The sequence below is a fragment of the Saliniferula longa genome (genome assembly GCF_050789285.1).
Taxonomy (GTDB): domain Bacteria; phylum Pseudomonadota; class Alphaproteobacteria; order Rhodobacterales; family Rhodobacteraceae; genus CAVPWP01.
This window is the reverse complement of the sequence record NZ_JBOUVX010000003.1, coordinates 540,925-564,261: the sequence shown is the minus strand read 5'-3', so window position 1 is coordinate 564,261 and position 23,337 is coordinate 540,925. Positions and strand designations below refer to the sequence as shown.

Below are 23,337 nucleotides of genomic sequence, written 5' to 3'. Positions count from 1 at the left end.
GAGGTCAGCGATGGAACCCACCCCCCTTTACATCGACGGCGCGTTCGTGGCCCCGGTATCGGGCGCCAGCTTCGAGGCGATCGACCCCGCGACCGAAGAGGTTTTCGCCCATGTCGGCGCGGGCGCGGCGGCGGACATCGACGCGGCCGTGCGCGCCGCACGCCGGGCTTTCGACACCGGCGGCTGGCCTGCCACGCCCGCGACCGAGCGCGCGCGCATCCTGCGTCAGATCGCCGAAGGCATCCGCGCGCGGGCCGACGAGATCGCCCTGATCGAGGTGCGCGACAACGGCAAGCCCTTGCCCGAAGCGAAATGGGACGTGGGCGACGCCGCCTTCTGCTTCGACTACTACGCCGACATGGCCGAGGCCTTCGAGGCCAAGGGCGACACCGCCGTCGACGTGGGCGACGCGCGCTTCGACGCCAGCATCCGGCGCGAGCCGCTGGGCGTCGTGGGCGCGATCACGCCGTGGAACTATCCGCTTCTGATGGCGGTCTGGAAGGTCGCCCCGGCGCTGGCGGCCGGCTGCTCCATCGTGCTGAAGCCTTCGGAGCTCTGTTCGCTCAGCTGCGTCGAGCTTGCCCGGATCATCGACGCCACCGACCTGCCCAAGGGCGTCTTCAACCTTGTGACCGGCACGGGGCCGGATGCCGGCGCCCCGCTTTCGGAACACCCTATGGTCGACAAGGTCGCCTTCACCGGATCGGTTCCGACCGGGTCCAAGGTCATGACGGCCGCCGCGCGCGACATCCGCACCGTCAGCCTCGAGCTTGGCGGCAAGTCGCCCTTCATCGTCTTCGCCGACAGCGACATCGAGAAGGCCGTCGAATGGATCATGTTCGGCATCTTCTGGAACCAGGGACAGGTCTGTTCGGCCACCTCGCGCGTCCTGGTCGAGCGCGCCGCCTACGCTCCGCTTCTCGACCGGCTGGCCGAGGAGGCGCGCAAGATCACCGTGGGGCGTGGCACGGACGAGGGGATCCTGCTGGGACCGATCGTGTCGAAAGGCCAGTACGACAAGGTCATGGCCGCGATCGCGCGCGGGACGAAGGACGGCGCGCGGCTGGTGACGGGCGGCGCACGGCCGCAGCACCTCAACCACGGCTATTTCGTCGAGCCCACCGTCTTCGCCGACGTGCCGGCCGGCGCCTGGATCTGGAAGGAAGAGATCTTCGGCCCCGTCGTCTGCGTCGCTCCCTTCGACACCGAGGGCGACGCGATCCGAGAGGCGAACGACAGCCGCTATGGCCTGGCCGCGGCCGTCATGTCCGACGATCTTGATCGCTGCGAGCGCGTGGCCGGCGCGATGCGGGCCGGGATCGTCTGGGTCAACTGCTCGCAGCCGACCTTCGCGCAACTGCCCTGGGGCGGCTACAAGGCCTCGGGCATCGGGCGCGAACTGGGCGAGGCGGGGTATCTTGCCTTCACCGAGACCAAGCAGATCACGCGCTTCGACAAGGACGAGACCTGGGGCTGGTACATCAAGGGGGCCTGAGGCCGTCTGGTCCGGTCGGGCCGGACTTGCGGCATCGGTTGCGCGCAGGTTATCTATCGACCTGCGCAGGCTTCATCAGGAATCCCGATCATGCTCGACAAGCTCGAGATGTTCATCGCGGTGGCGAAGGAAGAGCACTTCGGTCGGGCGGCCCAAAGCCTTGGGATCACGCAGCCGACGCTGTCGACCGGGATCAAGCAGCTTGAAGAACAACTGGGCGTGCAGCTTGTCTTTCGCGGGTCGCGCTATGGCGGGCTGACGCCCGAGGGCCAGTCGGCGCTGGTCTGGGCGCGCCGGATCGTGGGCGACGCGCGGCAACTGCGCGAGGAAATGCGCCACACCCGCCACGGCCTTGCCGGCCAGTTGCGCATCGCGGTCATCCCCACCGCGCTGACCTGGGCCGCGAAGCTGTCCGCCCGTTTCGGCGAACGGCATCCAAACGTGCGCTTCACGATCCTGTCGCGCACCTCGATCGAGATCCTGTCGATGATCGACAACCTCGATGTCGACGCGGGCATCTCGTATCTCGACAACGAACCCATGGGCCGCGTCAGCACCGAGCCGCTTTACGAAGAGCGCTACATGCTGGTCTGCGGGGCCTCGTCGCCCTTTGCCGGGCGGGCGTCGGTCGGCTGGAACGAGCTTGGGGGCCAGAAGCTGTGCCTGCTTACGCCCGACATGCAGAACCGCCGGATCATCAACAAGAATTTCATCGACGCCGGGGTCGTGCCCGAGGCGCGGATCGAATCGAACTCGACCGTGGTGCTGGTCGCCAACGTGGAAAGCGGCGACTGGGTCACCGTCCTGCCCGAGGACATCGCCCGGTTCCTGGCGGCGGGCAAGGACATGGAGATCCTGCCGCTGACCGGGGCGGGGCGGGGGCATGTCGTGGGTCTGGTCGCGCCCTGGCGCGAACCCCATACCCCGGTGCTCGAGGCGCTGCTGACCGAAGCGCGACGGATGTCGGTCTTGAAGCGATAGGAAAACCCTATCGTTTGACGGATCAGCGATATTGATTTCGAAATGGGATCGGCGCCATCCTGCTGCCGAGCTCAGACGAAGGCCAGCCCGGTGCCAGCAACGCCCCCTCCCACGGCCGCCGAGGCCGAAATCCGCGCGATCATCGCGGCGCATCTGGCGCTCGAGGGTCCGCTTCTGCCGATCCTTCATGCCCTTCAGGACACCTTCGGCCACGTGCCCGAGGCAGCGGTGCCGCTGTTGGCCGAGGCGCTGAACATCACCCGGGCCGAGGTGCACGGCGTGGTCTCCTTCTACCACGACTTCCGTCGCGAACCGGCCGGGCGGCACGTGCTGAAGATCTGCCGGGCCGAGGCCTGCCAGGCGGTGGGTGCGAACGCCCTGTCCGAGGCGACGCTGAAGAAGCTTGGCGTCGGCTGGGGCGGGACGACGCCTGACGGCGCGCTGACGGTCGAGGCGGTCTATTGCCTTGGCCTTTGCGCCTGCGGCCCGGCGGCGATGATCGATGGCCGTGTCATGGGCCGCGTGGACGGCGCGCGGATCGACGCGCTTCTGGCCGAGGTGCGGGCATGAGGATCTGGGTGCCCGCCGACAGCGCCGCAAAGGCCCTTGGCGCGGATGCGGTCGTGGCCACGATCGCGGCCGAAGCGGACGCCCGCGGGATCGAGGTCGAGATCCGTCGCAACGGATCGCGCGGGATGATCTGGCTCGAGCCGCTGGTCGAGATCGACCGGGGACAGGGGCGCGAGGGCTTTGGCGCGGTGACGCCCGCCGACGTGCCCGCGCTTCTTGACGGCACGCTTCAAGGCCTCGGGCGCGTGGACGATATTCCCTTCTTCGCGCGTCAGACCCGGCTGACCTTCGCCCGTTGCGGCGTGATCGACCCTCTCGATCTTGCCGACTATCAGGCCCACGGTGGCCTTCGGGGCCTGCGCCACGCCATCGCCATGGGCGGTGCGGCCGTGGTCGAAGAAGTGAAGGCCAGCGGTCTGCGCGGCCGGGGCGGGGCGGGGTTCCCGACCGGCATCAAGTGGGACACCGTCCGCAAGGCGGCAGGCACGCGGAAATACATCGTCTGCAACGCCGACGAGGGCGACAGCGGAACCTTCGCCGACCGCATGATCATGGAGGGCGATCCCTTCAGCCTGATCGAGGGGATGACCATCGCCGCCCTTGGCGTGGGGGCGACCAAGGGCTTCGTCTATCTGCGCTCGGAATACCCCGATGCGATCCGCGTGATGGAGGCGGCGGTGGGCCTCGCACGCGGGGCGGGCGTGCTGGGGCCGGATGTCCTTGGCTCGGGCCAGGCCTTCGACATCGAAGTGCGCGTCGGCGCGGGCGCCTACGTCTGCGGCGAGGAGACCTCGCTTCTCAATTCGCTGGAAGGCAAGCGCGGGGTCGTCCGCGCCAAGCCGCCGCTGCCGGCGATTGAGGGGCTTTTCGGCTGTCCGACGGTCGTCAACAACGTGATCAGCCTCGCCACCGTGCCCGTGATCCTCGAGAAGGGCGCGACGCATTACGCCGAGTTCGGCCTGGGCAGGTCGCGCGGGACCATTCCGATCCAGATTGCAGGAAATGTGCAATTCGGGGGCCTGTTCGAGACCGCGTTCGGCCTGACTCTTGCAGAAATCGTGCAAGGCATCGGCGGCGGGACGGCCTCGGGCCGGCCGGTCAAGGCGGTGCAGGTGGGCGGGCCTCTTGGCGCCTACTTCGCCCCCGACCAGTTCGACACGGCCTTCGGCTATGAAGAATTCGATAGGGCGGGCGGCCTGATCGGGCACGCGGGCGTCGTGGTCTTCGACGACACGGCCGACATGCTGCGCATGGCCCGCTTCGCCATGGAATTCTGCGCCATCGAAAGCTGCGGAAAATGCACACCCTGCCGCATCGGCGCGGTGCGCGGGGTCGAGACGATCGACCGCATCGCCGAAGGCGACGCGGCGGCGATCCCGCTTCTGACCGACCTTTGCGAGACGATGAAGGACGGATCGCTCTGCGCGCTGGGCGGATTTACCCCCTATCCGGTGATGAGCGCGCTCACGCGCTTTCCCGACGACTTCGCGCGCCAGAAGGAGGCTGCGGAATGAAGGACTTCATCATCCCCCACGACGACCGCGACATGGGCACGCCTGCCCGTGCCGGCGCGCCCGTCACCCTGACGATCGACGGTTTCGAGGTGACGGTGCCCGAAGGCACGTCCGTCATGCGCGCCGCCGCCGACGCCGGGATCCAGGTGCCGAAGCTCTGCGCGACCGACAGTCTCGAGGCCTTCGGGTCCTGCCGCCTTTGCGTGGTCGAGATCGAGGGCCGGCGCGGCACGCCCGCGTCCTGCACCACGCCCGTCGCCCCCGGCATGGTCGTGCGCACCCAGTCCGACAAGGTGCGCAAGATCCGCAAGGGCGTGATGGAGCTTTACATCTCGGACCACCCGCTTGACTGCCTGACCTGCGCCGCGAACGGCGATTGCGAGTTGCAGGACATGGCCGGCGCCGTGGGCCTGCGCGACGTGCGCTACGAGGCGCCGAAAGACGGCGGCCTCGCCAACCACTTCGCGCCCCGCGACACCAGCGGCGAAGCCAACCCCGAATGGCTGCCCAAGGACGACTCGAACCCTTATTTCACCTACGATCCGGCGAATTGCATCGTCTGCTCGCGCTGCGTGCGGGCCTGCGAAGAGGTGCAGGGCACCTTCGCGCTGACGATCGAAGGCCGGGGCTTCGACAGCCGTGTCTCGTTCGGCGCGAAGACCGACGATGCGCTGTCGTCGGACTGCGTGTCCTGCGGGGCCTGCGTGCAGGCCTGCCCGACGGCCACGCTTCAGGAAAAGTCGGTGATCGAACTTGGCACGCCCACGCGCTCGGTCGTCACGACCTGCGCCTATTGCGGGGTCGGCTGCTCGTTCAAGGCCGAACTCAACGGCGACCAGCTTGTGCGCATGGTGCCCTGGAAGCACGGCAAGGCGAACCGGGGCCATTCCTGCGTCAAGGGCCGCTTCGCCTGGGGCTATGCCACGCACCAGGATCGCATCCTGAACCCGATGATCCGCGACACGATCGACCAGCCCTGGCGCGAAGTCAGCTGGGACGAGGCGATATCCTTCGCCGCCACCCGGTTGCGCGGTTTGCAGGCAAAATACGGCCGCAAGTCCGTCGGCGTCATCACCTCGTCGCGCTGCACGAACGAAGAGACCTACCTGGTCCAGAAGCTTGCCCGCGCGGTTTTCCTGAACAACAACACCGACACCTGCGCGCGAGTCTGCCATTCGCCCACGGGCTATGGCCTGGGTCAGACCTTCGGAACCTCGGCCGGGACGCAGGATTTCGACTCGGTCGAAGAGACCGACGTCGTCATCGTGATCGGCGCCAATCCCACCGACGGACATCCGGTCTTCGCCTCGCGGCTGAAGAAGCGGCTGCGGCAGGGCGCGAAGCTGATCGTGATCGATCCACGCCGGATCGACCTTGTGAAATCCGCCCATGTCGAGGCCGCGCATCACCTGCCGCTGCGCCCGGGCACCAACGTGGCGGTCGTGACCGCGCTTGCGCATGTCATCGTGACCGAAGGCCTCATCGACGAGGCCTTCATCCGCGAGCGCTGCGACTGGGACGAATACCTCGCCTTCGCCGAGTTCGTGTCGGACCCGCGCCACAGCCCCGAGGCGACCGGGATGCTGACCGGCGTGCCCGCCGCCGACCTGCGCGCCGCAGCCCGCCTGTTCGCCACCGGCGGCAACGGCGCGATCTACTATGGCCTGGGCGTGACCGAGCACAGCCAGGGCTCGACCACGGTCATGGCGATCGCGAACCTTGCGATGCTGACCGGCAACATCGGCCGGCGGGGCGTGGGGGTGAACCCGTTGCGCGGCCAGAACAACGTGCAGGGGTCCTGCGACATGGGGTCGTTCCCGCACGAGTTGCCGGGCTACCGCCACGTCAAGCGCGACGACGTGCGCGCCATCTTCGAGGCTGCCTGGGGTGTCAGCATCGACCCCGAACCGGGCCTGCGCATCCCCAACATGCTCGATGCCGCGGTCGACGGAACCTTCAAGGGCCTCTATTGCCAGGGCGAGGATATCCTTCAGTCCGATCCCGACACGCGCCATGTCGCGGCAGGGCTCGCGGCGATGGAGTGCGTGATCGTTCACGACCTCTTCCTGAACGAGACCGCGAATTACGCCCATGTCTTCCTGCCGGGCTCGACCTTCCTTGAAAAGGACGGAACCTTCACCAACGCCGAGCGTCGGATCAATCGTGTCCGCCGCGTGATGGCCCCCCGCAACGGCTTTGCCGACTGGGAGATCACGCAGATGCTGGCCAATGCCATGGACGCGGGCTGGCACTATACCCATCCCAGTCAGATCATGGACGAGATCGCCGCGACGACCCCGTCCTTCGCGGGCGTCACCTACGAACTGCTCGACGAGAAGGGCAGCGTCCAGTGGCCCTGCAACGAGACCGCGCCCGAAGGCACGCCGCTGATGCACGTCGACGGGTTCGTGCGTGGCAAGGGCCGCTTCATCGTCACCGAATACGTCGCAACCGACGAGAAGACCGGCCCGCGCTTCCCGCTTCTGCTGACCACGGGCCGCATTCTCAGCCAGTACAACGTGGGCGCGCAGACCCGGCGCACCGCGAACGTGGTCTGGCACGACGAGGACGTGCTGGAGATCCACCCCCACGACGCCGAAGTGCGTGGCGTGGGCGAGGGCGATTTCGTTCGGCTCGCCTCGCGCTCGGGCGAGACGACGCTGCGCGCGCATCTGACCGACCGCGTCAGCCCCGGCGTTGTCTATACCACCTTCCACCACCCCGGCACGCAGGCCAACGTCATCACCACGGACTATTCCGACTGGGCCACGAACTGCCCGGAATACAAGGTCACGGCGGTGCAGGTGAGCCTGTCGAACGGGCCGTCGGACTGGCAGGAGGACTACGCTGCCCAGGCCGAACGTGCGCGCCGCATCCTGCCGGCGGCGGAGTAGGCGCGATGACCCGCCCCGCCTCGATCAGCCGGCCCGGACGGACGCTGACCCCCGAGGGGTCGGCGCAGATCCATCGCACGCTGCCCGAAGAGGTCCCGGTGGCCTTCGTCTTCGACGGGGGCACGCTGGCGGTGATGATGGCGACCCCCGCCGACATCGAGGACCTTGCCGTGGGCTTCGCGCTGAGCGAGGGGATCGTGACCACCCCCAACGAGATCGAGGCGCTTGAGGTCGTCACCCATGACAAGGGGCTCGAGGCGCGGATGTGGCTGCGCGGAGACCGGCGCACGGCACTTGCCGAGCGGCGGCGCTTCATGGCCGGGCCGGTGGGCTGCGGGCTTTGCGGGATCGACAGCCTTGACGCTGCGGCGCGCGCCCTGCCGCGCGTGGCCGACACCGGGCTGCGCCTGACCCGGGCCGAGGTCGGGGGCGCCACCGACGCGCTGCGCGGCCACCAGCCGCTGCACGATCTGACCCGCGCGGTCCATGCCGCGGGCTTCCTGCGGCCGCGCGAGGGAATCGTGCTGGCGCGCGAGGACGTGGGCCGCCACAACGCGCTCGACAAGCTGATCGGCGCGCTGGCGCGCGCAGGCGTTGACCCTGCGTCCGGCGCCGTCGTGATGACCAGCCGCGTCTCGGTCGAACTGGTGCAGAAATGCGCCGTCGCGGGCGTGCCGGTGCTGATCGCCGTCTCGGCGCCGACAGCCCACGGCCTGCGGCTGGCCGAGGACGCCGGCATCACCCTGGCCGCCTGTGCGCGAGGCGGCGCGTTCGATCTGTATTCCCACCCCCACCGAATCGCCGACGAGGTCACCGATGTCGCCTGAGAAGATGGTTCACATGGCCAATCAGATCGCGATCTTCTTCCGCAGCCAGCCGGACGCGGATCCGGCGCAGCGTGTCGCCGCGCATCTGTGCGACTACTGGGAGCCGCGCATGCGCGCGCAGCTTGTCGACTATGTCCGCGAGGGCGGCGAAGGCCTGGACGAAACCGTGCGCAAGGCCGCGCGGCTGATCTGACCTCCGTTCCCACAACCCGTCGCTGCGGCTTTGTCATTGAGTTTCCGGCATCCGTGCTAGATTCAGAGGGCACGCGCCCTTGTCCGGCGCGGCAACGCGGGAGTGCGGATGTCGGTCCTTCGTCAGCTTCTGATCGGTCTGGTCCTCGTCGCGGCAACGCTGGCGATCTGGGTCGTCTATGTGCCCGCGTCGAAACCGTGGCTTGAGCGCATGGGGGTTCTTTCCCTGCTGGGGATCGAGCCCGCCGAGCCGACCGACGCCGCGCCCGGAGGCCCGCGCTTCGGCGGTGGCGCCGCGCGGGTGATCGTGGCCGAGGCGGGCGAGGGCGTGATCAACGACGCGATCACGGCGGTCGGTGATGGCCGCGCCCTGCGATCGGTCACCGTCCGCTCGGAGGCGACCGGTCGTATCGCGGCGGTCGAATACGAGGCGGGCAGCTATGTCGACGCCGGAAGCGTGATCGTCCGCCTTGATGACGAAGCCGAGCGGATCGCGCTTGATCGCGCCCGCCTGATCCTTGCCGACGCGTCGGAGGACGTGGCGCGGGTGACGCAGCTTGAAGGGTCGGGCGCAGTGACCGAGGTGCGATCGCGCGAGGCCGAACTTGCGCTGCGCACCGCGGAACTTGGGCTGCGAGAGGCCGAATTCGATCTGGCGCAAAGGGTCGTGCGCGCGCCGATCTCGGGCTGGATCGGCCTTCTCGAGATTGAGGAAGGCGACCGCGTGTCCGCACAGGACACGCTGGCCGTGATCACCGACCGTTCCGAGCTTCTGATCGAATTCCGCGTGCCCGAGCGTGTGATCGGCCTGATCGAGCCGGACATGACCGTCTCGGTCGCGCCGCTGGCGATCGACGGGATCGAGATCGAGGGGCGGATCACCGCGATCGACAACGTGGTCGACCGCGCCAGCCGCACCCTGCGCGTGCAGGCGACCATCCCGAACCAGGGTGACCGCTTGCGCGCCGGGATGGCCTTCCGCGTCGGGCTGCGGCTGCCGGGCGAAACGCTGCCCTCGGTCGATCCTCTGGCGATCCAGTGGTCAAGCGATGGCGCCTTCGTCTGGGTCCTGCGTGACGGCAAGGCCGCGCGGGTGCCCGTCGTCATCCGCGAACGCAACGCCGACAGCGTGCTGGTCGAGGCCGATCTTGCCGTGGGCGAGCCGATCGTGACCGAGGGCGTGCAGACCCTGCGTCCGGGCGCCGAGGTCGAGGTCGTCGTGCCTGGCGACGGCCCGGGGGACGGGGCCGAAGCGCGCGGCCCGGAACCCGGGCGGGGCTAGGGCCATGTCCGGCACGCCATCGACGCGCGCGGGGGGTGGCACGGCGCTGTTCGTGCGCCGTCCGATCCTTGCCTTCGTCCTGAACGCCCTGATCGTGATCGCCGGCATTGCTGCGCTTTACGGGGTCGAGATCCGCGAACTGCCCGACGTCGACCGCCCCGTGATCACCGTGACGACTGCCTTCCCCGGGGCCTCGGCCGAAACCGTCGACCAGGAGATCACCAGCCGGATCGAGGGCGCGGTGGGCCGGGTGGCCGGCGTGCGGACCATCTCGTCCTCTTCGCAGGTCGGCCGCAGCAGGGTCACGCTGGAATTCGAGGACGACGTCGATCTCGACGTCGCGGCCACCGACACGCGCGACGCGGTCGCCCGGCTTGGCAATGCCTTGCCCGACGGGGCCGATCTGCCCGAGATCGTGAAGGCGGATTCGAACGCCCAGCCGGTGGTGCGGGTCGCCGTCACCTCGCCCGGGCGGTCGCCGCAGGAATTGACTGAGATCGTGCGCGACCGGGTCGAGGATCGGCTGATTTCGATCAACGGGGTGGCCGACCTCCAGATCTATGGCGACCGCGAGCCGATCTTCCGCGTCGATATCGACCAGCTGGAACTGGCCAGCCGGGGCCTGACGCTGGGCGATCTGCGCGGCGCCCTTCAGGACATCGCCTATGACGCCCCGGCGGGCGAGTTGTCGGGGGATCGGCAATCGATCAACGTGCGCGCGACGGCCGCCGTGGTGACGCCGCAGGCCTTCGAGGCGCTCGAGATCGCGCCCAACGTCATCCTTGGCGACGTGGCGCGCGTCTCGCTTGGTCCGGCCCCGAACGAAACCGTGCTGCGCGCCAACGGCCAGAACGGCATCGGCATCGGCGTTGTGCGGCAGGCCACGAGCAACACGCTCGAGATCTCGGCCGCCGTCCGCGCCGTGGTGGACGACTTGCAGCCGACGCTTCCGCCCGACGTGCGGATCTTCGTTACCTCGGACGATGCGGTCTTCATCAACGGCTCGATCGAGGAGGTGCTGAAGACGCTGGCCCTTGCGGTGGCGATCGTCGTGGTGGTGATCTTCGTCTTCCTGCGCGACTGGCGCGCGACGCTGATTCCGACGCTCACCATGCCGATCGCTCTGATCGGCACGCTGGCGGCGATCTATCTTGCGGGGTTCTCCGTCAACATCCTGACGCTGCTGGCGCTGGTGCTGGCGACCGGCATGGTCGTCGACGACGCCATCGTCGTGCTGGAAAACATCGTGCGCCGCCGATCCGAAGGCATGGGGCCGCGCGCGGCTGCCGTGCTTGGCACCCAGCAGGTGTTCTTCGCGGTCGTCACCACCACGGCGACGCTGGCCGCCGTCTTCATCCCGCTGTCGTTCCTGCCCGGGCAGGCAGGCGGGCTTTTCCGCGAGTTCGGCTTCACCCTGGCCATGGCGGTGCTGCTGTCGTCGGTCGTCGCGCTGACGCTTGTGCCGGTGATGGCCAGCCGGCTTCTGACGGGCGACGGCGAGACCACCCGCCGCTCGGCCATTGCGCGTCTGGGCGACGGCCTTGCGGGGCTTTACGGCTGGCTCCTGCGCGGAGCGCTGGCGATGCCTTGGGTCGTGGTCCTTGTGGCCGCGCTTTTCGCCGCGACCTCGGTCTTCGTCGCCGGCGGCATCCGGCAGGAACTGACCCCGCCCGAGGATCGCGCCGTGGCGCTTTTGTCGGTCTCGGCGCCGCAAGGCGTGTCGCTTGAGTACACGAGCGCCAGGATGGCCGAGATCGAGGGCCTGCTTCAGCCACTTGTCGAGACGGGCGAGATCACGAACGTCTTCTCGATCACCGGTTTCGGGTCGGGCAACCGCGGCTTCATGGTGATGACGCTGGCGCCCTGGGCCGAGCGGGCGCGCGCCCAGCAAGAGATCGTGGCCGAGATCAACGGCAAGCTGCAGCAGGTGGTGGGCGTCCGCGCCTTCGCGATCCAGCCCAATTCGCTGGGGATCCGCGGCGCGGGTCGCGGACTGACCTTCGCGATCACGGGCAACAACTATGACCAGCTGGCCGGCGTGGCCGAGCGTCTGGTGGCACAGATGCAGGAGAACCCCGCCTTCGGTCAGGTCCGCCTCGAGTACGAGACGACGCAGCCGCAGCTTTTCGTCGAGATCGACCGCACCCGAGCGTCCGACCTTGGCATCGACATCACCGGGCTGGGCGACGCGCTGCGCGCGGTGCTTGACGGGCGCAGCATCGGGTCCGTCTTCGTCGACGACCAAAACTTCGACGTGCAGCTTCTGTCGACGTCGGACCCCGTGGACGACCCCGGCGATCTGGAAAACGTCTTCGTGCAGGTGCGGGACGGGCAGATGGTGCCGCTGTCGGCCTTCGTGACGCTGGAAGAGCGCGCGATCGCGCCCGAACTGAACCGTGAAGGCCAGAACCGGTCGGTCGAGATCTCGGCCGGGCTGACGCCCGATCTGGCGCTTGGCGACGCTCTGGCGCAGGTCGAGGCGTTGGCGGCCGAGGTTCTGGCCGAGGAAAACCGCATCGTGCCGCTGGCCGAGGCGGCGACGCTGGACCAGACCTCGGCAGGTCTTCTCGTCACCTTCGGCTTTGCCATTCTCGTGGTTTTCCTTGTGCTTGCGGCGCAATTCGAAAGCTTCATCTCGGCCATTGTGGTGATGGCGACAGTGCCGCTGGGCCTGGCCTGCGCGGCGATCGCGCTTCAGCTGACGGGCCAAAGCCTGAACGTCTACAGCCAGATCGGGCTGGTGATGCTGATCGGGATCATGGCCAAGAACGGCATCCTGATCGTCGAGTTCGCCAACCAGTTGCGCGACCAGGGGCAGTCGGTGCGCGACGCGATCTACGGCGCCTCCACGATTCGGCTGCGCCCGGTGATGATGACGATGATCTCGACCGTGCTGGGCGGCGTGCCGCTGGTGCTGTCCTTCGGCGCCGGCGCCGAGGCGCGCGAGGCGCTGGGGTGGGTCATCGTCGGCGGTCTGGGGCTGGCGACGTTGTCGACCCTGTTCCTGACGCCGGTCGCCTACCTGCTGCTTGCCGGCTTCTCGTCGACCAAGGCGGGCGAGCAGAAGCGTCTGGAAGAGGAACTGGCCTCGGCCCAGGCGGTCTGAGGGTCAGCGCCTTTCCTTCTCGTCCAGCCAGGCGCGGATGATCGCGCGGTGCCGCGCGCCGTCGTAGCTGGGGAAGTGCCCGCCATGAACCACGCGCACGGGCAGATCGTGCAGCCGCACCATCGAGCGATGATAGTCGCCCGCGTCGGAATGATAGGTGTCCTCGATCAGCGGGCCGTCATAGACGATATCGCCCGAGAACAGGATGCCGGTCGCTGCTTCCCACAGCGCGATGCCGCCCGGCGAATGTCCTGGGGTGTGGATCACCTCGAACCGGCGGTCGCCCAGGTCGACGACGTCGCCGTCCTCAAGCAGCCGTGTCGCCGGGGCCGCCTTCACCGCATAGGTCGCGGATTGATAGGGAAGGGGCGGCAGCAAGTCGAAGATCTCGTCGGTGACATAGGGCTCGGCCAGGGTCGCGGCGCGGGTCGGGTGGGCCAGAATATCGGCCTCGGCGCGGTGGACGCAGCGATCGTCGAATTCGTGATGACAGCCGATGTGGTCGAAGTGGGTGTGGCTTGCCACCGCCGTCAGCGCGCGTTCGGTGACCAACGGCACCCAGTCGCGCAGCGACACCACGCCCATGCCGCTGTCGACCAGCATGTCGCGGTCGCGGCCGCGCACGTGCCAGACGTTGCAGCGGTAGAAGGCGTGGATGAAGGGCTCGTCGATCAGGGTGACGCCGTCGCCCTTGGTCTGAAGGCGGTACCAGTCCTCGGGGCGCGCGCGTTCCATTCCTAGTCCTCTGCCGCAAAGACGCTCACCGTGTCGGCGCTGGCCGACAGGATCAGGGTGTCGCCCGGCGCAGGCACCTGCGCGGGCGGAAGGTGCGCGACCAGCACAAGGTCGGGGGCGGTCTCGGGGACGACATGCGCGCGGGTGTGGGTGCCGAAGAAGGCAGCGTCGCGGACCCGTGCCAGGCCGATCCTGACGGCTCCATCGCCGGTCCCGATGGCCTCGGGCCGGATGCAGAGCACGGCCTTGCCCGGGCGCGGGGCGACAACAGGCAAAGGTCCGAAGGGTGTTTCCACACCGGCGCCGGTCGCCCGGGCGGGGATGTGGTTCATCTCGCCCATGAAATCCGCGGCGAACAACGTCGCGGGCTGGCGATAGATGCGCGCCGGCGGGCCCTGATCCTCGATCCGTCCTGCGTTCATCACCACGATCCGGTCGGCGATCGCCATCGCTTCCTCCTGATCGTGGGTGACGTGGACGAAGGTCGTGCCGACCTGCCGCTGGATCGCCTTCAACTCGTCCTGCATGGCGCGGCGCAGCTTGAGGTCGAGCGCGCCCAGGGGTTCATCCAGCAGCAGGACATCGGGGTCGACCGCCAGCGCGCGCGCCAGCGCCACACGCTGCCGCTGGCCGCCCGACAGCTCGTGCGGGCGCTTGTCGGCCGCCGTGTCGAGGCCCACAAGCGCCAGCTTTTCAAGGGCCTTGGCGCGCCTCTCGGCCCGGCCCATGCCTGCCATCCGCAGCCCGAAGGCCACGTTGTCACGCAGGCTCATGTGTGGAAACAGGGCGTAGTCCTGAAAGACCGTGGTCGTGGGGCGTTTCGCGGGCGGCACATGGGTCATGTCGCGCCCGCCGATCAGGACCTTGCCCCGCGCGGGCGCGATGAACCCGCCCATCACCGACAGAAGCGTGGTCTTCCCGCATCCCGAGGGGCCAAGAAGCGTGACGTATTCGCCAGCCTCGATGGCAAGGTCCACGTCCCTGAGCGCGTGATGCTCGCCGAACCAGTGGTTGATCGCCGCAAGGGTCACGGGCGCGGTCATGCGCGACGCCTCCGGAAGACAAGAAGTTCAAGGATCAGCACGACGGTGACCGAAACAAGGAAGACAAGGCTTCCGATGGCATTGAGCCGCGGCGACAGGCCCGATCGCAGAAGCGACCAGATCTCGACCGGCAGGGTCACGTCGAAGCGGGTGAGCAGGAAGGCAATGATAAATTCGTCCCAGCTGAAGGTCATCGACAGGAAAAAGGCCGCGGCGATCGCGGGCATCAGCATGGGCACCGTGACCAGAAGCACCACCTGTGCCTCGCCCGCGCCAAGGTCGCGGGCGGCGCGTTCGGCGTTCTGCTGCTGCGCGCCCATCGAGGCATAGATGATCGCGAAGGCGAGCGGCAGGTTGATCACGACATGGCCGATGGCGGCGGTCCAGAGAGACAGGCCCAGCCCCGCCCGCGTCAGCACGATCAGAAGGCCAAGCCCCACGATCAGGTAGCTGACGGTCAGCGGCGCGATCAGCAGCCCCCGGATCACGCCCGATCCGGGCAGGGCGTGGCGGGCCAGGCCATAGGCCGCAAGGAACCCCAGCGTCACCGCCACGGCCGACGACCCCAACGCCACCACGACCGAATTCCCCAGCGCGCCGGTCAGGCCGTCGTCGCCCAGAACCTCGGCGTACCAGCGCAAGGACGGGCCGTCGAAGGGCGGGACGGGCAGGGTGCTGCCCTGGAACGAGAACAGCACCAGCACGCCCACCGGCAGGTAGATGAAAACGAAGGCCAGGCCGAGATAGAGCCAGGGCAGGGCGCGCATCATATCCGGTCAAGCCTCAGCCAGCGCGCCGAGGCGAGGTAGGCCAGCGTCACAAGCCCCATCAGCACGATCGCCAGCGCCGAGGCCAGCGGAAAGTCCGCCCGCCGACCGAGCTGCACCATGATGACCTGCGGAACCGTCAGTTCGGTGTTCCCGCCCAGGATCTGCGGCGTGACGTAGTCGCCGATGCACAGCACGAAGGTCAGGAAGGCCCCGGTCACGATCCCGGGCAGCGTCAGCGGCAGGATCACGTGGCGGAAGGTCTGGAAGGCGTTCGCGCCAAGGTCCATCGCCGCGCGGCGGTAGTTGGGCGACAGCTGCACGAGGTTGGCATAGATCGTCAGCGTCAGCAGCATCACGAAGAAATGCACGAAGCCCGTGACCGTAGCGAAGCGGGTGTTGGCCAGCGTCACGGGCTCGGAAATCAGTCCCAGCCCCATCAGGGTCTGGTTCACCACGCCTTCGCGCGCCAGCACCAGAAGCCAGGCATAGGACCGCACGACGTAAGAGGTCCAGAACGGCAGGATCGCCAGCAGCAGCGCCAGACGCTGCCAGCGCGCGGGCACCCGGAAGGCGATGATCCAGGCCAGCGGATAGGCAAGGACGACGGAGACCACCGTGACCGTCAGCGTGATCTCGAGCGAGACGAGGACCGCGCGCCAGAGAAACGCCTTTTCGGCCAGCTCGGCGTAGTTGGCGAAGGACACGCCCCAGATCAGCGTGCGCCCCTCAAGCGTCGCAAGGCTCATCGCGCCCATGACAAGGAAGGGCAGCACGAAGAAGGCCAGAGTCCACAGAAGGGCCGGGGCGACAAAGCCCCAGCCCTTCCGGCGATCTTCTGCGGCGGCGCTCACGCCGGCCCGCTCATTGCGACAGCGTCTCGAGCCAGAGGTCCTGCATCTCGACGTCGAGGTCGGCGTCGGGCGCGGGGTAAAGCTGGGTGCGGGCAAGGTAGTCGGCCTGATCGTCCCAGCGCAGCGTGGCCTTCTGGTCGTCCGTCAGGAACTCACCCGCCTTCGCGTTCGCCGGCATCCCCCAGAAGCACGACGAGGTCGCAAGCCGCGCCTGGCCTTCGGGGCTGACGATGTACTTGACGAACTCAAGCGCAAGGTCGGGCTTCTCGCTTCCCGCGACCACCCCGATCGACTGCGCCCAGCGCACTGCGCCTTCCTGCGGGATGGTCCAGGTTAGCTCGGGCTGCTCGGCCGCCAGAACGGCGGTCAGCCATTCGCCGCCGCCCACGACGATATCGACCTCGCCGGTGGCAAGCGCGGTCTGCGCCGCGACCACGCCCGCGACCGACGCCGCGTTGCCGCGCATCGCGGCCATCACGCCGCCGATCGCGTCAAGGTCGTCGGTCCCGATTTCAGAGGTGGGGATGCCCTGGGCGATCGCGGCAAGCCCCATCACCGGCAGGTAATAGTCGTAGATCGAGATCCGGCCCTTGTACTTTTCCGACCATGCGGTGGCGAGCGACTCCATGTCGGCCGGGTCAACCTTGGACGAATTGTACGAAATCGTGTTGTAGCCGAATTTCTCGGTCACGGCATAGGTGACGCCGTCGATCACGTTGTTCTCGGCCATGACGACCTCGGGGAAGAAGTCTGCGGTGGGCAACTGGTCGGCGGGCAGAGGGGCCAGCACGCCGGCCTCGACACCCCGGAAGACGTCGATGCCGTCGATCACCAGCACGTCCCAGTCGCCCGGGCGGGATTGCTCGAGAAGCGCCAGCGCGGCGCCGGTGCCTTCGTATTCGCGCAGGTTCACCTTGACGCCATGCGCCGCTTCGAAGGGTTCGATCAGGGCGGGATCGGTGTGGTCGCACCAGACAAGGGCGTTCAGTTCCTCTTGCGCGGCGGCGGCGCCGGCGGCAAGGGTCAGGGCGGTGGTGGCAAGCAGGGCAGGGGTCAGTCGGGTCATGTCGGTCTCCCGTTGGGGGTTGGCGTCCGCGTTCGGCGCGGCTCGTTGAGAAAAAAGTTGAAGTCATTCATTTTTGCAGTCAACACTATTTTTAGATCGAACCTCAATCTCTCCAAGGGCCCCGCATGGCCGGACTGCGCGAACGACAGAAAGCTGACCGCGAAAGGCGCATTCTGAAGGCGGCGGTGACGCAATTTCGGGCAGACGGCTATCGCTCGGTCCGGATCGAGGATCTGGCCGAGATGGCCGAGGTGTCGGTCGGCACGGTCTACAACTACTATCAGACCAAGGGCGACATCCTGATCGCCACGGTCGCGATGGAGGTGGAAGAGGTGCTCGATGCCGGGGCCGAGATTGTCGCCGACCCGCCCGGAGGCGTGGACGAGGCGATCCTGCGGCTGATCTTCCAGTACTACGACCATTCGCTCGAATACCTCTCGAAAGAGATGTGGCGCACCGCGATGGCCTTGTCGATCGAGGCGCCGGGCACGCCCAACGGCCGCCACTACAGCGAGCAGGACCAGCGTCTTGCCGCCCAGGTGACCGACCTGATCGCCGCCCTTCAGGCGCGCGGCGACGTCAGGAGCGATCTTGACGCACGCGCCTTGGGTGAGCTTTTGTTCAACAATCTCAACCAGATGTTCATCGAGTTCGTGAAGGACGACGAGATGTCGCTTGATGCCCTCAAGGCCCGGGTCGCCGCCCAGACCCGCCCCATCGCCACGCTGATCGCGCGGCACCCCGCATGAGCCGTTTCAATCAGCCCCTTGGCGGCAACGAGATGCCCCGCTTCGGCGGCCCCGCCACGATGATGCGCCTGCCCGCGCAGGACACGGCCGAGGGCCTTGATGCCTGCTTCGTCGGCATCCCGCTTGACATCGGCACCTCGAACCGGTCGGGCACGCGGCTTGGTCCGCGCCAGATCCGCGACGAAAGCCGGATGCTGCGCCCCTACAACATGGCCACCCGCGCGGCCCCGTTCGACAGTCTGCAGGTGGCCGACATCGGCGACGTGCCGATCAACACCTTCGATCTGAAGAAATCCGTCGACATCATCACCGCGCATTATCGGGGCATTCTGGGCCATGGCGCGATTCCGCTGACCCTTGGGGGCGACCACACGCTGACCTGGCCGATCCTGCGCGCGATGAAGGAAAGGCACGGCCCGGTCGCGCTGATCCACGTCGACGCGCATGCCGACATCAACGAACACATGTTCGGCGAAACCGTCGCACATGGCTGCCCGTTCCGCCGCGCGTGGGAGGACGGCTGCCTTCAGAACGACCGCGTGTTCCAGATCGGTCTGCGCGGCACCGGCTATTCGCCCGAGGATTTCGACTGGGGCCGCGCGCAGGGCTGGACCGTCGTGCAGGCCGAAGAGTGTTGGCACAGGTCGCTGACCCCGCTGATGGAGCGCGTGCGCGCCACCATCGGCGACGCCCCGGTCTATCTTTCGTTCGACATCGACAGCCTCGATCCGGCCTTCGCGCCCGGCACCGGCACGGTCGAGCCCGGAGGGCTCAGCACCTGGCAGGCGCTTGAAATCGTGCGCGGCTGCGCCGGGCTGAACCTTGTCGGATGCGACCTTGTCGAGGTCTCGCCGCCCTACGATCCGTCTGGCAACACCGCGCTTATCGCGGCGAACCTGCTTTACGAGATGCTGTGCGTCCTGCCCGAAGTCGCGCGCCGCTGACAGGCTGAAGCAAGGCGCAGGCGGCGTCTCGCCTCTGGCATCGAGTCAAACCAAAGGCGAAAAGCCCCCTTTCTTTGCCCCGGCTTGGCCTATAGTCTTGGGCGGCTTGGGAAAACAGGGTGGGCTTGGCGAGTGTGCCGGTGCCGGGGCGATGGCTGAAGCGGATCTCAACGACCTGATTTCGCGGACCGCCCGAGGCGACAAATCCGCCTTCGCCGAGCTTTACAGGGCGCTCGAAGGGCCACTTTTCCGTTTCTTGCGATCAAAATTGAACGATCCGTTCGAGGCAGCCGACCTAGTTCATGAGGTCTTCCTCGAGGTCTGGAACAATGCGTCCCGCTTCGAGGGCCGGTCCTCGGTGAAAAGCTGGGTGTTTGGCATCGCTTACAGAAAGGCCATGGACGTGTTCAGAAAATCCCGCCGGGTCGATTACACGGACGACCTGCCCGACACCGAAGACGAAAGCCCCGATGCCGAGGCTTGCCTGCTAGCGTCACAAAATGGCCAACATGTGCGCGCATGTCTTGAGACGTTGAAGACCGATCACCGTTCGGCGATCGAACTCGCGTTTTTCGAGGACCTCAGTTACAGGGAAATAAGTCAGATATCCGATGTGCCCGAGGGCACCGTGAAAACCAGGGTCTTTCATGCCAAGCAGCTGATGTTGCGCTGCCTGGCGGGACGCATCGGCAAGGAGGCGCTGTAATGGCGGCGGTGGCAGGAAACATGCCCGAGATCGAGTCGCTTTTGCCGTTCTACGTGAACGGCACGCTTCGCGGCGACGAACGCACAGGCGTCGAGGCGGCGCTTGCGGCCGACGCGCGCCTTCGGCGAGAAGCCGATGCCCTTGGCCAGATCCGTGGCGCGATGCGTGACCTCGACACCGGGCCGACGCCGGGCGAGTTCGGGCTTGCCCGGCTGATGCGCGACATCGATCGCGCGGCGCCCCGGCCTGCGCCGAAACTCGCCAGCCCGCGCCGGGTGACGACGCTTCTTCCCTGGGGGCTGGCCGCCGCGGCGGCGATCGCCCTGGTGGCCGTGGGCCTTGGCCGCTTCGGCGTCGACCCGGACGCCTCCTATCGTCAGGCATCCGGAGATGCCGCAACCTCAACCCTCACCCTTGCCTTCCAGCCCGAGGCGACGCAGGCCGCCGTGTCCGATCTTCTTCTGGAATACGGTCTGGTCATCGTCGACGGGCCGTCGGCCATCGGTCTTTATCGTGTGGCCCCGGCCGACGGACGTGACCTGGCGGCCCTTGCGGCCGAACTGCGCGACAGGCAAGAGGTGGTCGAAAGCGTTGATCTTCCATGAGGCGGCTCGCCGGGACGACGACTCTTCTTCTTTGTCTGTCGCCCGTCCCGGCGCTCGCCCAGTCTTGCGTGGCCCCCGGCGCCATCGCCGTGCTTCCGATCCCGGCGGGGCTTGAAACCCCGCCCACCCATCTTGCCATCGCTTACCCGGGCGGGCGCACGCGTGTCCGTGTCGTCGGAGCGACGACCGACTCGATCTTCTTCCAGGTGCCGCTGACAACCCTTCCCGCCGGAACGCCGTTCGAGGTCTTCAGCGTCCCCGGCCCGGGCCAATCGCCCGCCGAACTGGCGCTGCTGATCGAGCGGATCGCACAGACGTCCGAGCCCGTCTATGCCTCGGACCTGACAGACGAATTGGTCGTCGGCGGACCCTCCGACGCCGCAGCCCTAGTGGCGTCCGACGCGGTTCCGGCGGTCAGCCCGGATGGCGTCGCGGCTCCGGGCGGATCGGACAGCTCGACGGCGGGCACGCCCGGCGGGGCTACGGGTGGCGTGGCAGGTGGCGTGCCGGGCGAAGGCCAGCCCCCCGCGCCAGGTGGCTCTGGGTCCACCGGGCAATCGGGTACCTCGGCTGGCCCGCGGACGGCTTCTGGCGTGGCCAGCGGCACCACCGCAAGCGGCGGCACCGACGACGACGATGATGCATCGTCCCGCCCCGTGTCCGTTCAGGAAGGACCGGCCGACAAGCGCCGCGAGGCCCGTGAGTTCGGAGGCGTGGTCTCCGGCGGCGGTCCATCGAGCGGCTCGGGCCAGGACACTGACCCGGGTCAGGACGACGATGACGACGACGCCGGCTCGGGCGGCGGCTCGGGTCAGGACGACGACGATGACGACGCCGGCACGGGCGGCGGCTCGGGCCAGGACGACGATGACGACGACGCCGGGTCGGGCGGCGGTTCGGGCCAGGACGACGACGATGACGACGCCGGGTCGGGCGGCGGCTCGGGCCAGGACGACGATGACGACGACGCCGGCACGGGCGGCGGCTCGGGCCAGGACGACGACGATGACGACGCCGGTTCGGGCGGCGGTTCGGGCCAGGACGACGATGACGACGACGCCGGCTCGGGCGGTGGTTCGGGTCAGGACGACGATGACGACGAGGCCGGCTCGGGCGGCGGCTCGGGCCAGGACGACGATGACGACGACGCCGGCTCGGGCGGCGGTTCGGGCCAGGACGACGATGACGACGACGCCGGCTCGGGCGGCGGCTCCGGTCAGGACGACGATGACGACGACGCCGGTTCGGGCGGCGGTTCGTCAGGCGGTTCGACAGGCGGGTCGGGCGGCGGTTCGCCGGGCGGTGGAATCGGGAACCCGGGCAATGACAAGGATGTTGGCAAGGCCGGTGAAAGCCCCGGCAACAGCGGGAACAGCGGGAACAACGGGAACAACGGCAACAACGGGAATGCGTCCTCGGGCGGTGGGTCAAGGGACAACCCCGCCGACGGCGGTTCTGACGGCGGAAGCTCGGGCGGTCGTGACGATGACAATGGTGACGATGATGACGACGGCGGGCCCGAGTTGTCGCGCCTTGACGCGGTCGATCGCCCCTTCGTCCGGCAGCTTGTCGCCCCGCTTCCCGCGCGCGCTGTGCTGTCTCTCTTTGCGGGCCTTGGCCGGTCGGACCTTCACCTTGCCCAGGCGGAGGTGTCTCCGGCTCTGCCAATTCAAAGCCTTGGCGGTGGACGCCTCTGCGATCCGGCCCAGGGCGAAGGCGCGGCGGCGACCGGTCCGGGGGCCGTGGTCGAACTGATCGGCGCGGGGCCGGATGGCGTGCCTCTCGTCTCGCCGGAAGAGCTGGCTGAAAGCCTGGGCCTTGGTCCCGCGGGCCTGCCCGCGGACCTGCGCGCGACCCCGCTTGTCGTGCCCGCGCCCAGCGACGCACCGGAATTCGCCTTCCTCGCGCCGATCGACGCCACGCCGGGCGCGGCCGACATCGTCGCCTCGCTTGGCGGAACCGCGCTGCGGGGGGCGTCGTTGCCGAACCTCGGGCTGCAGATCGTGGTCGTCGACCTGTCCGGCGGCGTGCCCGCGGCCGAGGTGCGCGCGATCCTTCAGGCCGACGGGATCGACGCCGCTTTCGACGCCAACCACCTGTTCGAGGCCGGGCAGGGCAAACGCACCTATGCCAACAGCCTTGTCGGCGCCGTGCCCGTGGACAGCTGCCGCCTGCCCGCGCCGGTGCGGATCGGCCTGATCGACGGCCCTGTGGCGCGGTCGAACCCCTATCTGGCCGGGCTGTCCCTGACCGAGTTCTCGGCCGTCGGCCGTGACGTCGCGACCGGGTCGGCCGACCACGCCACGGGCATCGCTTCGCTCATGGCGGCGCCGCCTTCGGGCGACGGCTTCGCCGGCATCGCGCCGGGGGCCGAGCTTCTGTCGGCCGTGGCCTTCGGACGCTACGACGAGCGCGACGCGGCCAGCATGGAAAGCATCGCCCGGTCGATCGACTGGCTGCTTGGTCAGGACGTGTCGGTCATCAACATGTCGCTCGCCGGGCCCCGCAACGAGGTCCTGCGCCGCATCATGGAGACCGCCGCGGCGCGGGGCGCCATCCTTGTCGCGGCCTCGGGCAACGACGCCGCGGCCGAGGTCGCCTATCCGGGCTCGGACCCGGCGGTGATCGCGGTGACGGCGCTGGATGCGGCCAAGCGGCCCTACGGCAACGCCAGCGTCGGCGACGAGGTCGAGTTCGCCGCCCCCGGTGTCGACGTGCTTGTGGCCGAAGGCGATGGCACGGCCTACCGCACCGGCACCTCCTATGCCGCGGCGGTGCTTTCGGCGCTTGTCGCGCACGAGATCGCGGCCGGCCGCGTCACCGACAGCGCGCAGATTCGCGAGCTGCTTCAGACCGCTTCCGAAGATCTGGGCGACAGCGGGCGCGATGCGCTGTTCGGCTGGGGCCTGCCCCGCCTGCCCGATTGCGCGGGCGACAACTAGATCCGCCAAAGATTGAACCGCGACCGCCGCAATTGCGACACATCCCTGCATGGGTCGTAACCGAA

At 68.2% G+C, this 23,337-nt stretch carries 19 protein-coding genes; 14 read left to right on the top strand and 5 right to left on the bottom strand.

The genetic code is table 11. The features are described from left to right. Positions 1-10: 10 nt before the first annotated feature. The 9 genes from ACRDNQ_RS15780 to ACRDNQ_RS15740 all read left to right on the top strand — a co-directional run bounded on the left by ACRDNQ_RS15780 (position 11) and on the right by ACRDNQ_RS15740 (position 12,861). Positions 11-1,495, top strand: coding sequence for an aldehyde dehydrogenase family protein (locus tag ACRDNQ_RS15780; protein WP_431829647.1), 1,485 nt, complete (start codon positions 11-13; stop codon positions 1,493-1,495). 90 nt (positions 1,496-1,585) lie between these two features. After that, the gene (locus tag ACRDNQ_RS15775) at positions 1,586-2,476 is read left to right on the top strand and encodes a LysR family transcriptional regulator (protein WP_431829646.1); all 891 of its coding nucleotides are present in this window, start codon (positions 1,586-1,588) and stop codon (positions 2,474-2,476) included. Positions 2,477-2,566: 90 nt separating this feature from the next. Further along, entirely contained in the window at positions 2,567-3,046 is a 480-nt protein-coding gene (locus ACRDNQ_RS15770) for a formate dehydrogenase subunit gamma (RefSeq protein ID WP_431829645.1), read from the top strand. After that, positions 3,043-4,560 carry a formate dehydrogenase beta subunit gene (locus ACRDNQ_RS15765; RefSeq protein WP_431829644.1) on the top strand — a complete coding sequence of 506 codons (1,518 nt, stop codon included), beginning with the start codon at positions 3,043-3,045 and terminating at the stop codon, positions 4,558-4,560. The genes ACRDNQ_RS15770 and ACRDNQ_RS15765 overlap by 4 nt, the downstream gene beginning before the upstream one ends. Next, positions 4,557-7,454, top strand: coding sequence for a formate dehydrogenase subunit alpha (gene fdhF, locus ACRDNQ_RS15760; RefSeq protein ID WP_431829643.1), 2,898 nt, complete (start codon positions 4,557-4,559; stop codon positions 7,452-7,454). Before ACRDNQ_RS15765 ends, fdhF begins: the two co-directional genes overlap by 4 nt. Positions 7,455-7,459: 5 nt before the next feature. Then, positions 7,460-8,281 (top strand): formate dehydrogenase accessory sulfurtransferase FdhD, encoded by an 822-nt coding sequence (fdhD, locus tag ACRDNQ_RS15755; RefSeq protein ID WP_431829642.1) that lies wholly within the window; start codon positions 7,460-7,462, stop codon positions 8,279-8,281. Then, the gene (locus ACRDNQ_RS15750) at positions 8,271-8,474 is read left to right on the top strand and encodes a formate dehydrogenase subunit delta (protein ID WP_431829641.1); all 204 of its coding nucleotides are present in this window, start codon (positions 8,271-8,273) and stop codon (positions 8,472-8,474) included. The genes fdhD and ACRDNQ_RS15750 overlap by 11 nt, the downstream gene beginning before the upstream one ends. A 108-nt stretch (positions 8,475-8,582) precedes the next feature. Then, entirely contained in the window at positions 8,583-9,755 is a 1,173-nt protein-coding gene (locus ACRDNQ_RS15745; protein WP_431829640.1) for an efflux RND transporter periplasmic adaptor subunit, read from the top strand. 4 nt (positions 9,756-9,759) lie between these two features. Then, complete coding sequence (locus ACRDNQ_RS15740) at positions 9,760-12,861, top strand: efflux RND transporter permease subunit (RefSeq protein WP_431829639.1); 3,102 nt, start codon at positions 9,760-9,762, stop codon at positions 12,859-12,861. A 3-nt stretch (positions 12,862-12,864) separates the two neighbouring features. Here the strand turns inward: ACRDNQ_RS15740 and ACRDNQ_RS15735 are convergent, their stop codons facing one another. From ACRDNQ_RS15735 to ACRDNQ_RS15715, 5 genes are read right to left on the bottom strand one after another with little or no spacing between them, the layout of a single operon-like run. Continuing rightward, on the bottom strand, positions 12,865-13,596 hold the full coding sequence (locus ACRDNQ_RS15735) for an MBL fold metallo-hydrolase (protein ID WP_431829638.1): 732 nt from the start codon (positions 13,594-13,596) through the stop codon (positions 12,865-12,867). A gap of 2 nt (positions 13,597-13,598) precedes the next feature. Further along, entirely contained in the window at positions 13,599-14,639 is a 1,041-nt protein-coding gene (locus ACRDNQ_RS15730; RefSeq protein WP_431829637.1) for an ABC transporter ATP-binding protein, read from the bottom strand. Next, complete coding sequence (locus tag ACRDNQ_RS15725; RefSeq protein WP_431829636.1) at positions 14,636-15,406, bottom strand: ABC transporter permease; 771 nt, start codon at positions 15,404-15,406, stop codon at positions 14,636-14,638. Before ACRDNQ_RS15725 ends, ACRDNQ_RS15730 begins: the two co-directional genes overlap by 4 nt. Further along, on the bottom strand, positions 15,406-16,260 hold the full coding sequence (locus tag ACRDNQ_RS15720; protein WP_431829635.1) for an ABC transporter permease: 855 nt from the start codon (positions 16,258-16,260) through the stop codon (positions 15,406-15,408). Before ACRDNQ_RS15720 ends, ACRDNQ_RS15725 begins: the two co-directional genes overlap by 1 nt. Positions 16,261-16,270: 10 nt before the next feature. Then, positions 16,271-17,326 carry an extracellular solute-binding protein gene (locus ACRDNQ_RS15715; protein ID WP_431829634.1) on the bottom strand — a complete coding sequence of 352 codons (1,056 nt, stop codon included), beginning with the start codon at positions 17,324-17,326 and terminating at the stop codon, positions 16,271-16,273. A 125-nt stretch (positions 17,327-17,451) separates the two neighbouring features. Here ACRDNQ_RS15715 and ACRDNQ_RS15710 point away from each other — a divergent pair, with 125 nt between their 5' ends. The 5 genes from ACRDNQ_RS15710 to ACRDNQ_RS15690 all read left to right on the top strand — a co-directional run bounded on the left by ACRDNQ_RS15710 (position 17,452) and on the right by ACRDNQ_RS15690 (position 23,272). Then, positions 17,452-18,075 carry a TetR/AcrR family transcriptional regulator gene (locus tag ACRDNQ_RS15710; protein ID WP_431829633.1) on the top strand — a complete coding sequence of 208 codons (624 nt, stop codon included), beginning with the start codon at positions 17,452-17,454 and terminating at the stop codon, positions 18,073-18,075. Continuing rightward, positions 18,072-19,019 carry an agmatinase gene (gene speB, locus ACRDNQ_RS15705; RefSeq protein ID WP_431829632.1) on the top strand — a complete coding sequence of 316 codons (948 nt, stop codon included), beginning with the start codon at positions 18,072-18,074 and terminating at the stop codon, positions 19,017-19,019. Before ACRDNQ_RS15710 ends, speB begins: the two co-directional genes overlap by 4 nt. A 151-nt stretch (positions 19,020-19,170) precedes the next feature. Further along, positions 19,171-19,725, top strand: a complete 555-nt coding sequence (locus tag ACRDNQ_RS15700) for an RNA polymerase sigma factor (RefSeq protein WP_431829631.1) — start codon at positions 19,171-19,173, stop codon at positions 19,723-19,725. Continuing rightward, complete coding sequence (locus ACRDNQ_RS15695; protein ID WP_431829630.1) at positions 19,725-20,330, top strand: hypothetical protein; 606 nt, start codon at positions 19,725-19,727, stop codon at positions 20,328-20,330. Before ACRDNQ_RS15700 ends, ACRDNQ_RS15695 begins: the two co-directional genes overlap by 1 nt. 68 nt (positions 20,331-20,398) lie before the next feature. Beyond that, positions 20,399-23,272 (top strand): S8 family serine peptidase, encoded by a 2,874-nt coding sequence (locus ACRDNQ_RS15690; protein ID WP_431829629.1) that lies wholly within the window; start codon positions 20,399-20,401, stop codon positions 23,270-23,272. Positions 23,273-23,337 lie beyond the last annotated feature (65 nt).

Excerpts from the sequence above, each read along its gene's own strand:
- ACRDNQ_RS15715 (WP_431829634.1), bottom strand. The coding sequence starts at position 17,326 with ATGACCCGACTGACCCCTGCCCTGCTTGCCACCACCGCCCTGACCCTT.
- ACRDNQ_RS15750 (WP_431829641.1), top strand. The coding sequence starts at position 8,271 with ATGTCGCCTGAGAAGATGGTTCACATGGCCAATCAGATCGCGATCTTC.
- fdhF (WP_431829643.1), top strand. The coding sequence starts at position 4,557 with ATGAAGGACTTCATCATCCCCCACGACGACCGCGACATGGGCACGCCT.
- ACRDNQ_RS15745 (WP_431829640.1), top strand. The coding sequence starts at position 8,583 with ATGTCGGTCCTTCGTCAGCTTCTGATCGGTCTGGTCCTCGTCGCGGCA.
- ACRDNQ_RS15725 (WP_431829636.1), bottom strand. The coding sequence starts at position 15,406 with ATGCGCGCCCTGCCCTGGCTCTATCTCGGCCTGGCCTTCGTTTTCATC.
- ACRDNQ_RS15710 (WP_431829633.1), top strand. The coding sequence starts at position 17,452 with ATGGCCGGACTGCGCGAACGACAGAAAGCTGACCGCGAAAGGCGCATT.
- ACRDNQ_RS15735 (WP_431829638.1), bottom strand. The coding sequence starts at position 13,596 with ATGGAACGCGCGCGCCCCGAGGACTGGTACCGCCTTCAGACCAAGGGC.
- ACRDNQ_RS15695 (WP_431829630.1), top strand. The coding sequence starts at position 19,725 with ATGGCGGCGGTGGCAGGAAACATGCCCGAGATCGAGTCGCTTTTGCCG.
- ACRDNQ_RS15775 (WP_431829646.1), top strand. The coding sequence starts at position 1,586 with ATGCTCGACAAGCTCGAGATGTTCATCGCGGTGGCGAAGGAAGAGCAC.
- speB (WP_431829632.1), top strand. The coding sequence starts at position 18,072 with ATGAGCCGTTTCAATCAGCCCCTTGGCGGCAACGAGATGCCCCGCTTC.
- ACRDNQ_RS15730 (WP_431829637.1), bottom strand. The coding sequence starts at position 14,639 with ATGACCGCGCCCGTGACCCTTGCGGCGATCAACCACTGGTTCGGCGAG.
- ACRDNQ_RS15740 (WP_431829639.1), top strand. The coding sequence starts at position 9,760 with ATGTCCGGCACGCCATCGACGCGCGCGGGGGGTGGCACGGCGCTGTTC.
- ACRDNQ_RS15700 (WP_431829631.1), top strand. The coding sequence starts at position 19,171 with ATGGCTGAAGCGGATCTCAACGACCTGATTTCGCGGACCGCCCGAGGC.
- ACRDNQ_RS15765 (WP_431829644.1), top strand. The coding sequence starts at position 3,043 with ATGAGGATCTGGGTGCCCGCCGACAGCGCCGCAAAGGCCCTTGGCGCG.
- fdhD (WP_431829642.1), top strand. The coding sequence starts at position 7,460 with ATGACCCGCCCCGCCTCGATCAGCCGGCCCGGACGGACGCTGACCCCC.
- ACRDNQ_RS15780 (WP_431829647.1), top strand. The coding sequence starts at position 11 with ATGGAACCCACCCCCCTTTACATCGACGGCGCGTTCGTGGCCCCGGTA.